Origin of the sequence: Ruegeria atlantica, from assembly GCF_947495585.1 — a bacterium.
In the GTDB taxonomy this organism is placed as follows: Bacteria; Pseudomonadota; Alphaproteobacteria; order Rhodobacterales; family Rhodobacteraceae; genus Ruegeria; species Ruegeria atlantica_G.
Genome location: NZ_CANLZK010000001.1, coordinates 1,084,981 through 1,097,530, shown reverse-complemented (window position 1 = coordinate 1,097,530; position 12,550 = coordinate 1,084,981). Strand labels below are relative to the sequence as shown.

The window sequence follows — 12,550 nt, the reverse complement described above, 5'->3', positions numbered from 1 at the left end:
TGCCACGAGAGGCTGCGCGATTCATAACTCTTGCGAAGGATGGCCCCATATACACCATTCGCGTCGGGGGGCAAGGGCTGTCACACATGCCTTGGTGAAGTCGCGCTATTTCCTTTGCGCTGCCCAATTCCTGACGCTTTTCGGCTCAAAGTTGTTTTGCATACCGGGAACTAACCGGACAGACCGAACCAAAGACGGCAACGTGAACTAAGGTACAGAGAAATGACCGCGATGAACACGAATACCATCGAGAAGTCTGCGACCAGCACGACTTATGATCAATCGGTTCCAATTCTTATCGCATTTGCGCCGAATTGGAGGGCACGCACTATTCTGGCACGCGTCGCGGGGGCATTTTTGATCATTGTGGCGTTTTCCATGTGGCTGATGCCGGGCGCGGTGATGGCAACCGAGGTTTGGCCGATCAAGCTGGCCGCGTCGCTGACGTTCCTACTGATCGGTGTCAGCCTGCTGACCATTCAGGTGCTCGATGCGCGCCCCGATGCCTATTTTGATCCGATCCGCCGCGAAGTACGTGTGCTGCAAAAGAATGAAAACGGACGTCCTCAGACGGTACTGCGCCGCAGCTATGACACCCTGGGTGGAGCACGGTTCGATGATGATCAGGTCGAACTCTATGACGTGGACGGCAGCCTGCTGATGAAATTGCCGCTGCAATCAGCGGATGTTGGCCGAGCGCTGAAGGGCCAATTGAGCGGAAGTGTAACGATCTTCGCCTGATTTTCACTTCTGTTCATTTAGGAACAGAAATTGTTAGAGAATAAGTCTTGTGTGCCGCCCTTGGGCGGCACATTTTTGTTGTTGAGCATTCCAACTGGTTTGCACTCACAACATTTTTGGAGATAGTCATGAAATCCACCCTTCTTGCTGCTGCACTGGCCGTATCGGCGACCTCGGCGTTTGCCAGCGCCGAGAAATACGTTCTGGACCCCAGCCACAGCCAGGTTGTCTTCAACTATAACCACCTTGGTTTCTCGACCACCTATGGCATGTTCTCGGGCTTTGAAGGCGAGATCATTTTCGATCAGGAAAACCCGGCAGATTCCAGCGTGAGCGTGTCGATGCCAGTGGTCGAAATGATCACCGGCTGGAAGCCGCGCGAAGATCACTTCATGACCGAAGACTTCTTTGGCGTCGCCGAGGGTGACCTGATTTCGTTCACCTCGACCGGTATCGAAGTCACCGGCGACAACACCGCGAACATCACCGGTGATCTGACCATGAACGGCGTGACCAAGTCGGTCGTTCTGGACGCCAAGCTGAACCAGGTTGGCGAGCATCCGATGGCGGGCAAGCCCTGGGCCGGTTTTGATGCCACCACCACACTGGTCCGAAGCGAATTCGACCTGGGCCAGTTCGCACCGTTTGTAAGCGATGAGGTTGAGGTTCGTATTTCGGTAGAGGCGCAAAAGGCCGAGTAAGCCTGCCTTACGTGCAAAAAAGAGACCGCCGGGACCCGTCAGGCCTCGGCGGTTTTTTCTTTATTCGGCTTGGGTGGCGGTCAGTTCAACCGCAACTTTGACGGCAAAGGCCAGCGAGTCCTCGGTTGGTTGTGTCGTACCGACGTCGTAATCCAGACGGTTCAGATCCAACTCTCCCTGCATCTTCGCTGTGCCTTCCTGCAGGTCCAACTCGAACGGCAGGACGACGTCCAAGGTCCTGTCCCGGATGGTCAGAGTTCCGCGCGCCTCATAGGCCAGATCGGTCTTAAACAGTTCGGCGTTGAAATTTGCGGTCGGGAACTGAGCGCTGTCAAAGAAGTCCGATCCCATGGCCTGCTGTGTTACGGTGCCAATGGTCAATGAGCCGATGGCGATTGTTACATCAACTTCGCCGGCCGGTCCCGGTTCTGCTGGTTCGTCGAATGTGATTGCTGCAGTCCAGTCGGAAAACGGGCCGCTGACGGGGCTGCCCAACTGGGTGATCGTGATTGCCAAAGTGCCTTCCTGCACCTGCCAGTCGGATTGGACGGCCTCCAGTTCGGCAGATGCATTATCACCGGTCGGATGTGCCGAGTAGGCTCCGTCGAACCACCCGATGCTAAGAGCAACAGCCCAGATCACGACTGCTGCTACGACGGGGGCAGGTGAGTGCCATTGCGTTGGTGGTTCCGGCAATTCCACCCGTCCGGGCAGCATGCGGCGCAATGTGCTGTCTTTGTCGATCACGTGGTGCTTGAGCGCGCCAACGATATGCAAAACCAGCGCACCCACCAGCACAAGCATCAGGACGAAGTGTAACCCGCCGCTTGCTTCGGCCAATGCGGGGGATTTGGGCACAAACGGCAGGTTCTGCCCGAACGGCCAGAGGATCGGTGCAAACCCTTCGGTGGCCGCATGGTGAATCCAGCCTGTCAGAGGAACCAGAACCAGCGAGCCATACAACAGCCAGTGGACGGTTTCCGCAGCAAATGCCTCGGGCTTGTTTTCAGCATTGAGCAACCCAGGCTTGGGTTGGCTGATCGCCCACAAGATACGGGCAAGCGCCACGAAAAAGACCGTGACACCGATAGTTTTGTGCAGCGAGAACAGCTGGGCCGCCTTTTGTAAGTCTTCCGGCGTTGTCGGAATATTCGGGTCCTCAATTGCGTGGGCCAGTTCGTTCGCAAACCATCCAATCGGAAGCGCCGTCAGAATGAGCAAGGCCGTCAGCCAGTGGAAAGTTTTTGAAACGCCCCCGTAGCTTTGGGTGGTGTTGGCAATGGGCATTGGTTCACGACTCCGATCTGTTTGCTATGGCCACCCTAAATGCAGCGCGGGCCGACACAATAGCCTCTGACGCACAGAATGCGTGTCAGGATGCAGAGCTTGTGCCGCTCGTTCACTCGGTTTACACCCCATCGCAACCTAACGTCATCCAAGAGGTTGCAATGACACGCGCGTTCGTTTTTCCGGGGCAGGGCGCCCAAACCATCGGTATGGGCAAAGCACTGGCCGAGGCCTATCCGGCTGCAAAGGCAGTTTTCGACGAGGTCGATGAAGCGCTTGGTGAAAAGCTGAGCAACCTGATCTGGGAAGGTGATATTGCCGACCTGACGCTGACGCAGAACGCACAGCCGGCGCTGATGGCAACCTCGATGGCCGCGATGCGCGCGTTGGAGGCCGAAGGTGTTGCGGTCACGGACGCTGCATTTGTAGCTGGGCATTCGCTGGGGGAATACTCAGCGCTTGCGGCAGCTGGTGCGCTGTCGATTGCGGATACGGCGCGTTTGTTGCGGACACGTGGTCAAGCAATGCAAAGCGCGGTTCCCGTTGGTGACGGCGCAATGGCCGCAATTCTGGGGCTGGACCTTGAAGCGGTGCGTGCCGTCGCAGAAGAGGCTGCGCAGGGCGAGGTTTGTCAGGCGGCGAATGACAACGACCCTACACAGGTGGTTGTGTCGGGTGCGAAGGCCGCGGTGGAACGTGCTGCCGAGATTGCCAAAGAAAAAGGTGCCAAGCGCGCTGTGATGTTGCCCGTGAGCGCCCCGTTCCATTGTGCGCTGATGCAACCCGCCGCAGATGTGATGGCCGAGGCGCTGGCCGCGGTTGAAATCAAGGCCCCCGCGGTTCCGCTGGTTGCAAATGTGCGCGCAGAGGCTGTTGGCGATCCGGACCTGATCCGTCAGTTGCTGGTCGAGCAGATAACCGGTTCTGTGCGCTGGCGCGAAAGCGTGCTGTATATGGCGGCGCAAGGCGTGACCGAGACATGGGAGATCGGCGCAGGCAAGGCGTTGTCGGGCATGATCCGCAAGATCGACCGCGCGATTGCCGGTAAGGCTGTTGGCACGCCGGACGACGTGCAGAATGTGGTTAAGAGCGAATCATAAGAACAACGTGCGACGCAAGTTGCGCTGCAAAGGGAAGATCGAATGTTTGATTTGACAGGTAAGAATGCGTTGATCACCGGTGCGTCCGGTGGGATTGGCGGCGAGATTGCGCGCGTCCTACACGGTGCGGGGGCCACGGTTGCATTGTCCGGCACGCGCGTGGAACCGCTCGAGGCATTGGCCGCCGAACTGGGTGAGCGGGCGCATGTCTTGCCATGTAACCTGAGCGACGGCGAAGCTGTTTCCGCGCTGCCGAAGCAAGCTGCCGAGGCGATGGGGTCGGTTGATATCTTGGTCAACAACGCTGGGATTACTCGGGACAACCTGTTCATGCGCATGTCGGATGACGAATGGCAGAGCGTGATCGACGTGAACATGACCTCGACCGCCAAGCTGTGCAAAGGCGTGCTGCGGGGTATGATGAAGGCGCGCTGGGGACGGATCATCAACATCTCGTCCGTCGTCGGTGCCACCGGGAACCCCGGTCAGGCAAACTATGCAGCGTCCAAGGCCGGTATGGTCGGCATGACCAAATCCCTGGCCTATGAGGTTGCCAGCCGCGGTATCACGGCAAACGCGGTTGCGCCGGGCTTTATCACCACAGCCATGACCGACAAGCTGACCGACGATCAGAAATCGGGCATTTTGGGGCAGGTTCCCGCCGGTCGTATGGGCGATGCGTCGGAAATTGCGGCGGCTGTTCTGTATCTTGCCAGCCCCGAAGCTGGATATGTTACCGGAACCACCTTGCATGTTAACGGCGGTATGGCCATGTTGTGAGCGCGGACAGGGGCAGGTGCGAAAGCGTTTGCCTCGCGCGTTGTCTATGCTATAGGCGGCGCATAAATGCTGGGGTCGACCAAATGGTCGGCCTTCTACTTTCCCGGTCATCCGGGACCCAACCGCCCGCACCGGGCAAATCAAAGCCAGCCTGAGCGGGCAAGGGCAGAACCGGGCACTAGGCCCTGAAAACGGAATGAGGAATAGACATGAGCGACGTCGCAGATCGCGTTAAAAAGATCGTTGTTGAGCACCTGGGTGTTGAAGAAGACAAAGTGACCGAAAACGCGTCCTTCATCGACGATCTGGGCGCAGACAGCCTGGACACTGTTGAGTTGGTTATGGCCTTCGAAGAAGAGTTCGGCATCGAAATCCCCGATGACGCAGCCGAAACCATCCAGACATTTGGCGACGCCGTCAAATTCATCTCAGAAGCTTCCTAAAGCTTCGAAATAATCAAAAAGCGGCGCTTCCGGGCAACGGAGGCGCCGTTTTTTTGTGCCTTGTTCAATTCTGCCTTGCAAGGTGCCGTATTCGTTCGCAACCTTTTGCCCGAGGCACATAATTCAAAGCGGGCAGGGCATGATACGATCCACCCCTATGATCAATACGGCCCGTTTGACGCTGTGCGCCATGCGGCCAGAAGATTTCAACCGGTTCGCCGAGATTTGGCGCAACCCATGCATCGTGCGACATATCGGCGGCAAGCCGCGGTCGCGCGGAGAGGCGTGGGATTCATTCCTTCGAAATGCCGGGCACTGGCAAATGGCCGGTTTCGGGCAATGGGCCGTGGTCCAGCAGTCGAATCGCCAGATGGTCGGTCAGGCGGGGTTCTTTTACGGTAACCGTTCGATTGGCGAGGATTTCGACAGTTTCCCCGAGGCCGGATGGATCCTGGTCCCCGAGGCGCAGGGACAGGGATTGGGGTTAGAGGCCGCGCAGGCCGCGCATGATTGGTTTGACCGGATCATGCCCGGTCCGTTGGTCGCGATGGTGAATTCGGCGAACTCGGCCTCGCGCAATCTGGCAGGCAAGCTGGGCTATGCCCCGATGCGCGAATGTGCGTTCAACGGCAGCGACGTCACGCTTATGCGTCGCAACGGACCGCCGCCGCGCCACTGACAATTTGAGACTTCCCGAATGCCGCAAACCGGCCGTAGTTTGCCGATCCTGGTAATAACGGACCGATCTTCCGCGTGTATGGTACTCTGGAATTGCAGAGCGATTGAGCGGAGGAGAATGCTCATGAGGATTTACCCCACGATGGAATTGCAGAACGGCCGGTGTGTCACACTGGACAAGGGCCGTCTGGACGACGCGATGATCTGGCATGTGAATCCGGCGGACACGGCACGCAGCTGGTCTGCAGCCGGTGCCATGTGGATGCACCTGACGGATTTCGATGCGATCGAAGGCCGCGACACCAACGCCGAATTGGTCGAGGAAATCATCCGCACGTCCGAGATGTCGGTGCAGCTGGCCGGCGGTATGCGGACGCGAGAACAGGTCGAATACTGGATCGACAAAGGCGCGGGACGGGTGGTGATTGGTACGCTTGCCGCCTGGGATCCGAATCTGGTCAAGGAACTGGCCAAGCTTTATCCGGACCAGATCGTTCTGGCTGTGGACGTCTGGCAAGGTCAGGTGATGACCGAAGGCTGGCGCAGTCAGAGTGCGTTTACGCCTGAGGCGTTTATTCAAGCGTTCGAGGGCACGCCGTTCGCGGCGATTCTGGTGACCGATATCGACAGCGACATCGAAGACGTCGACGCGCAGCTGGGTCTGATCTCGGGTCTTGCACAACTGTCGCGCACGCCGGTTATTGCAAGCGGTGTCGTTCGGACATCGGATGACATCTCACGTCTGGCCTATGTGCACAACATCTCGGGCGCATTGGTTGGGCGGGCTTTGTTCCGCAAGACGATTGACTTGGCAGACGCGCTTAACGTGGCCGAGCAGGCCCACGAGCCGGTCGCTGAATTCCAGTAGTCCTGTCTTGCACGTCATTGCCCCGGCCTTTCAATTCCCTGAAAAGGCCGGGGCAATTTGTTTTGGTACATCCTGCACAGACGGACCATCCGGCGAAATGGTGCCGGGTGGGAATGTGCCGTTGCTCTTGCCCCCGGACCCCGGGCCGGGGTATGAGCGGTTCTCAAATAGGAAGCAGGCAAGAGGCATTTCATGCGCAGAGTCGTTGTAACCGGTCTGGGATTGGTCACTCCTTTGGCCAGCGGGGTCGAGAAATCTTGGTCACGGCTGCTGGATGGGGAATCCGGCGCGGGCCCGATCACGAAATTTGATGCCGAAGCAAGCGGTGTCACCACGACCTATGCCTGCGAAGTTCCGCGCGGCGATGGAACTGACGGGACATTCAACCCCAACGATTGGTTGCCGCCAAAAGAGCAGCGCAAGATCGAAGACTTTATCCTGTATTCGATCGCTGCCGCTGACATGGCTTGTCAGGATGCAAACTGGCTGCCCGAGGATGAAGAGGACCGCCTGCGTACAGGTGTCCTGATCGGATCGGGTATTGGCGGGCTGGGCTCTATTGCTGAAACGGCGAACCTAATCCGCGACAAAGGTCCGCGCCGTGTATCGCCGTTCTTTATCCCAGGCGCACTGATCAATCTGGCGTCCGGTCAGGTTTCGATCCGCCACGGGTTCAAGGGCCCCAACCACTCGGTCGTGACGGCTTGTTCGACAGGTGCGCATGCAATCGGCGACGCCAGCCGCATCATTCGCGCAGGCGACGCGGAAGTCATGGTTGCTGGTGGCGGCGAAGGCTGCATCTGCGAGATCGGTATCGCTGGCTTTAACGCGTGCAAGGCGCTGTCGACCAAATATGCCGACGATCCGAAGAAAGCCAGCCGCCCATATGACGTGGACCGTGACGGCTTTGTCATGGGCGAGGGCGCAGGCATTGTGGTTCTGGAAGAATATGAGCACGCCAAGGCGCGCGGTGCGAAGATCTATGCCGAAGTGCTGGGCTATGGCATGTCCGGCGACGCTTATCACATCACCGCGCCGTCCGAGGATGGTGATGGCGCTGAGCGTTCCATGAAAGCCGCATTGCGCAGCGCTGGGTTGGAGCCTTCTGATCTGGACTATATCAACGCGCATGGTACATCGACCATGGCGGATACGATCGAACTGGGCGCGGTAGAGCGCCTGTTGGGGGATCACGCCAGCAAAGCCACCATGACCTCGACCAAATCAGCCACCGGTCACCTGTTGGGTGCGGCTGGCGCGATTGAGGCGATCTTTTCGATCCTGGCGATCCGGGATCAAGTGGCCCCGCCGACGATCAATTTGGATAACCCCGCCGTTGAAACTCCGATTGATCTGGCACCCAACGCCAAGCGTGAGCGTGAGATCAATGTGGCGTTGTCGAATTCGTTCGGCTTTGGCGGCACCAATGCCAGCGTGATCTTCGGAAAGGTCAGCTAAATGTTGCGGGCTCTTGCTTCGAACGCTCTGACTCTGCTGATTGTAGGCTTGTTCCTGATGGGCGGGCTGGTTGTGTGGGGGCAGTCGCAATACAAGGCCGAGGGTCCGCTGGAATCCGCCATGTGCCTGCAAGTCAGAAGCGGGTCGAATATGACCCGTGTCAGCCAAGAGCTTGAAGATGACGGAGCCATCAGCAGCGCCATGATCTTTCGCATGGCTGCGGACTACACAGATAAATCGCAGCAGCTGAAGGCCGGTAGCTTTCTGGTGCGCGAAGGCGCGTCGATGGAGCAGATCATCGATGAGATCACCAGCAGCGGTGCCAGCACCTGCGGGTCTGAGATTGAATACCGTATCGGTGTCACGCGCATCCAGACCCGGGTTCGCGAGTTGGACCCGGCAACGCTGGAGTTTGTCGAAATCGCTTCGTTTGATGTGACCGACGAAGAAATCCCTGCCGAATACGGGCAAAAGCGTGAAGAGGCCGATACCCGTTACCGTGTGTCTGTAGCCGAGGGCGTGACCTCTTGGCAGGTGGCGCAAGGTTTGCAGGCGATTGAACCGCTGACAGGTGAGATTGCCGAGATCCCGGCCGAAGGGATGTTGGCGCCTGACAGTTATGATTTGGCACCAGGTGATGACCGGACGGCCGTTCTGCAGGCGATGCAAGACAAGCAACAATTGCGCATCAACGCAGTGTGGGAGAACCGCCAAGGCGACCTTCCCATCAGCAGCCCAGAGGAAATGCTGATCCTTGCGTCGATCATCGAAAAGGAAACCGGTGTTCCCAATGAACGCGGGCAGGTCGCAAGCGTCTTCGTGAACCGGCTTGAGCAGGGCATGAAGCTGCAGACAGATCCGACGGTCATCTATGGCGTCACCAAGGGTCAAGGCACGCTGGGGCGCGGGCTGCGTCGCAGTGAACTGCGCCGTGCAACACCTTGGAATACTTATGTGATAGACGGTTTGCCGCCGACACCCATTGCCAACCCAGGTTTGGCCAGCCTTGAGGCTGCCGTTGCACCGGAAGAGACCAACTTTGTCTTCTTTGTTGCGGATGGCACCGGGGGGCACGCGTTTGCGGAAACCTTGCAGGAGCACAATCGGAACGTCGCCAAGTGGCGAGAGATTGAGGCAGAGAGAAACAGCTCGAGCAACTAAGAAAAAGGCCGCGTCGAAAAACGCGGCCTTTTTCTTGTTGTTATGCGGCGGGACGTCCGCGTGGTCGACGACGCTTCGAGGAAGTGGGCTTCGATGTCGAATTTGCCCCCTGCGGTTTACGCCCCCGGAAGCCTCCGCGATTGCGAGTTTTCTTAGGCTCGGAAAATTCTGGCATGGTGCCGCTGGCGACCGGAATTTCGATCTTCATCAGCTTCTGAATCTGGCGCAGCTGGTCCACCTCGTCCGGTGAGCAGAAGGCGATAGCTTCACCTTCGCGACCAGCACGGGCTGTGCGCCCGATGCGGTGGACATAGTTGTCGGGCACTTCGGGCAGGTCATAGTTGATCACATAGGCAACACCGGGAATGTCGATGCCACGCGCGGCCACGTCGGTCGCGACCAATACGTTGATCTCTCCGGCCCGGAACGCCTTGATCGCGCGGTCGCGCTGTCCCTGGCTTTTGTTACCGTGAATCGAAGCCGCGTTGAAACCATCGGCCACAAGGCCTTTCATCAGTTTCTCGGCACCGTGTTTGGTACGAGAAAATACCAAGGTCAGAGCTTCCATGTCAGCGGACAGAATTTCGCGCAGTTTCCGCGGTTTGCCGGCCCTGTCGACGAAATGCACAGACTGCGTGATCTTGTCAGCCGCTTTACCTGGAGGCGAGACCTGCACCCGCTGCGGGTTGGTCAGATAGGATTGGCTGAGTTCCTCCATCTGCTTCGGCATAGTGGCCGAAAACAGCATGGTTTGACGCGGCGTGCCCAGCTTGGGTGCGATTTTGCGCAGGGCGTGGATAAAGCCCATGTCCAACATCTGGTCGGCCTCGTCCAGTACAAGGTGTCGTACCGAGCCGAGGTCAACGGCACCGCGTTCCATCAGGTCGATCAAACGCCCGGGCGTGGCGACCAGAATGTCGGTGCCGCGCGACAGGAACGAAATCTGTCTGCCGATCGACTGGCCACCGACCACGGTGGCCACGCGCAGCTTGGTCTTGTCGGTCAGGTTGCGCAGGCTATCCGCGATCTGGTTGACCAGTTCGCGCGTGGGGGCAAGGATCAGCGCCTTGGCGGTTTTGGGCGCGGGTTTGCCGGACTGCGCCAACAAGTGGTCGATCAGCGGCAGACCGAAAGCCAGCGTCTTTCCGGTGCCGGTCTGCGCCAGGCCCAGGATATCGTGACCGTTCAGCGCCAGCGGGATGGCCTGGTTCTGAATAGGGGTCGGTTGTGAGAAATTGGCACGTTTCAGTGCATCGTTGAGGGCTGGTGCAAGGCCCAGCATGTCGAAGTCGAACAAATAACTATCCTTTGTAATCCGCAAGGCGATAGCCGTACGGACAAGACGTGTCTGGCCACGCAGCGCGTGACCGGCAGGGTTTCCGCTAAACCTCGGGACGTGCAGGCGAACCCTGCGCCATCTGGCGTCGCGTCAAGAACCCTGCGTGAATGGGAACTAGGAGATGTAGTGATGCGCTGTGGGGTCTGCTGCGACCGTCAATGCTCACGCGTCAGCGCTGTCTTAAGGTGGCACATGCTAGTTTTGCTAACAATTGTCAAGGCATGAACTGCGAAGTGGGAACATGTACTTGCCGCGGCCGTCAGGGAACGGATTGTTCAAATAGAAAAACCTTGTCCGGCTGGGCTTTGAAAATCCCGAGGTGCTTCTTGGCTTTCATAACATCGGAAAATACCCGATCCTTTTGGGAGATGACTTTTTGTGTATGACCAAAAAAGGATTCCAGAAATGTGCGCTAAAACACTTGTAGCTACCACTCTGACCGTGGTTCTAGCCGCTTCTTCAGCAATCGCATGCTCTCGGATCGTCTATGAAACGGCAGACGGATCCTTCCTCACGGGGAGGACGCTTGACTGGTTCGAAGATACTTCAACAGACATTTGGGCCTTCCCGCAGGGCATGGACCGTGACGGTGGTGCCGGAGAAAATTCGATCGAATGGACGTCCAAATACGGGTCTGTCGTGGCAACGATCTATGACGGAGCAACTGTTGACGGCATGAATGATGGCGGGCTGGTCGGCAATGCTCTCTATCTTGCCGAAGCGGATTACGGGACGGAAAATGCCGGAGACAAACCTCTCCTTTCTGTCGGAGGGTGGTTGCAGTATTTTCTGGACAACTTTGCAACAGTTGAAGAGGCCGTTGCAGCTATGGAGCAAGAGCCTTTCGTGATTGTAGCGCCGATGTTGCCTAGCGGACATGAGGCCGGAGGGCATATTGCGCTATCTGATGCGTCTGGTGACAGTGCAATATTCGAGTATCTCGATGGCGAGTTGGTTATCCACCACGGCCGCGAATTTACTGTCATGACGAACTCTCCTACTTTTGACGAACAACTCGCAATCACCACTTATTGGGGTGAAGTTAATGGTCTTTCATTTTTGCCCGGAACCCATCGGTCTTCCGACCGGTTTGCGCGGTTGAGTTGGAATCTGAATGCCGTTCCCTCGTTCGAAGACAAAAACGATGCGACGGCAGCGGTGTTCTCTCTTGTGCGATCAATTTCCGTACCATTTGGTGTGACGGACCCGGAGCGCCCAAACATCGCATCAACAACCTGGCGTACGGTCGCTGATCATGAGCTGGGTCGTTACTACTATGAGAGCGTGTTCAGCCCAACATTGTTTTGGGTGGATATCGAAAACCTTGATCTCTCCGATGGGGCTTCTACCCTGAAACTGGAACTTGGCGAAAAGCCCATCCTTGCGGGCGAGGTTTCGGCCAGCTTTGAACCTTCCGAGCCATTTCTTTTTCTTGGCGATACGTAACGTTGTAATCACGGAGCTCAACCACTGACGCCCGTCTGCCACATGGCTCTATCAGTAAAGGTCTCTTAACTATCAGCGCACGTTACCCGTTGCGCCGTTGTTGCGCAAAGCATTGACTTTGCGGGCTTTCTCGCGTATAAGTTGTGTCATGCTAGAAGAGGTGGGCGACGGCCCCGGGGCGACCCGGTGGCCGTTTTTCGTTTCTCTCGTGCGGAGATCACTTACGCATGAGGTCACAGGCACACATGACTTTGATTACCCCGGAAGAGCGGATGTCCCAGACGGCTGATTTGTTGCAGTCGCTTGAGAGATCCATTCGCGATCTGCGCCAAGCAGCGGAAGAACTGCGCAAACAGATCGGTGCCGGGGAGGATGCAGATCTTGCTGGTTCAGCCAAGCAACTCGGGCAGTTAGAGGGGCTGATCCGAAGTTGTCAGAAAGTGGAGACAAGCTTTGTCGAACAACATCACAAACAAGCCGGAATTGCCCAAGGGGGGTATGCGCTCGACCTTGAGCGCGCTCGATTTGAGATTGGGTGCAGGCTGGCT

Annotated in this window: 12 protein-coding genes; 10 read left to right on the top strand and 2 right to left on the bottom strand. The window is 57.6% G+C overall.

Features of this window, described 5'->3' with window-relative positions; all coding sequences use genetic code 11:
* Positions 1 to 222: 222 nt before the first annotated feature.
* On the top strand, positions 223 to 741 hold the full coding sequence (locus QMP16_RS05400) for a hypothetical protein (protein WP_282151507.1): 519 nt from the start codon (positions 223 to 225) through the stop codon (positions 739 to 741).
* Between the two features lie 128 nt (positions 742 to 869).
* Positions 870 to 1,442: a YceI family protein gene (locus QMP16_RS05395; RefSeq protein WP_282151506.1), complete on the top strand. Its 573-nt coding sequence runs from the start codon at positions 870 to 872 to the stop codon at positions 1,440 to 1,442.
* A 60-nt stretch (positions 1,443 to 1,502) separates the two neighbouring features.
* Here QMP16_RS05395 and QMP16_RS05390 read toward each other — a convergent pair whose 3' ends face one another.
* Positions 1,503 to 2,729, bottom strand: coding sequence for a cytochrome b/b6 domain-containing protein (locus QMP16_RS05390; protein ID WP_282151505.1), 1,227 nt, complete (start codon positions 2,727 to 2,729; stop codon positions 1,503 to 1,505).
* A gap of 161 nt (positions 2,730 to 2,890) precedes the next feature.
* Between QMP16_RS05390 and fabD the strand changes: the two genes are divergently transcribed.
* The 7 genes from fabD to mltG all read left to right on the top strand — a co-directional run bounded on the left by fabD (position 2,891) and on the right by mltG (position 9,217).
* Complete coding sequence (gene fabD, locus QMP16_RS05385) at positions 2,891 to 3,829, top strand: ACP S-malonyltransferase (RefSeq protein ID WP_282151504.1); 939 nt, start codon at positions 2,891 to 2,893, stop codon at positions 3,827 to 3,829.
* A 42-nt stretch (positions 3,830 to 3,871) separates the two neighbouring features.
* Positions 3,872 to 4,609 carry a 3-oxoacyl-[acyl-carrier-protein] reductase gene (gene fabG / locus QMP16_RS05380; RefSeq protein WP_058274008.1) on the top strand — a complete coding sequence of 246 codons (738 nt, stop codon included), beginning with the start codon at positions 3,872 to 3,874 and terminating at the stop codon, positions 4,607 to 4,609.
* Positions 4,610 to 4,818: 209 nt separating this feature from the next.
* Positions 4,819 to 5,052 (top strand): acyl carrier protein, encoded by a 234-nt coding sequence (locus QMP16_RS05375; RefSeq protein WP_005982462.1) that lies wholly within the window; start codon positions 4,819 to 4,821, stop codon positions 5,050 to 5,052.
* Positions 5,053 to 5,191: 139 nt separating this feature from the next.
* On the top strand, positions 5,192 to 5,731 hold the full coding sequence (locus tag QMP16_RS05370) for a GNAT family N-acetyltransferase (RefSeq protein ID WP_282151503.1): 540 nt from the start codon (positions 5,192 to 5,194) through the stop codon (positions 5,729 to 5,731).
* A 123-nt stretch (positions 5,732 to 5,854) separates the two neighbouring features.
* Positions 5,855 to 6,598: a HisA/HisF-related TIM barrel protein gene (locus QMP16_RS05365; RefSeq protein WP_058274006.1), complete on the top strand. Its 744-nt coding sequence runs from the start codon at positions 5,855 to 5,857 to the stop codon at positions 6,596 to 6,598.
* Positions 6,599 to 6,790: 192 nt separating this feature from the next.
* Positions 6,791 to 8,056: a beta-ketoacyl-ACP synthase II gene (gene fabF / locus QMP16_RS05360; protein WP_113789510.1), complete on the top strand. Its 1,266-nt coding sequence runs from the start codon at positions 6,791 to 6,793 to the stop codon at positions 8,054 to 8,056.
* The gene (gene mltG / locus QMP16_RS05355; protein WP_058277508.1) at positions 8,057 to 9,217 is read left to right on the top strand and encodes an endolytic transglycosylase MltG; all 1,161 of its coding nucleotides are present in this window, start codon (positions 8,057 to 8,059) and stop codon (positions 9,215 to 9,217) included.
* A 40-nt stretch (positions 9,218 to 9,257) separates the two neighbouring features.
* On the opposite strand, the gene QMP16_RS05350 is transcribed toward mltG, so the two are convergent.
* The gene (locus tag QMP16_RS05350) at positions 9,258 to 10,514 is read right to left on the bottom strand and encodes a DEAD/DEAH box helicase (RefSeq protein WP_282151502.1); all 1,257 of its coding nucleotides are present in this window, start codon (positions 10,512 to 10,514) and stop codon (positions 9,258 to 9,260) included.
* Between the two features lie 420 nt (positions 10,515 to 10,934).
* Between QMP16_RS05350 and QMP16_RS05345 the strand changes: the two genes are divergently transcribed.
* Complete coding sequence (locus tag QMP16_RS05345; RefSeq protein WP_282151501.1) at positions 10,935 to 12,002, top strand: linear amide C-N hydrolase; 1,068 nt, start codon at positions 10,935 to 10,937, stop codon at positions 12,000 to 12,002.
* Positions 12,003 to 12,550 lie beyond the last annotated feature (548 nt).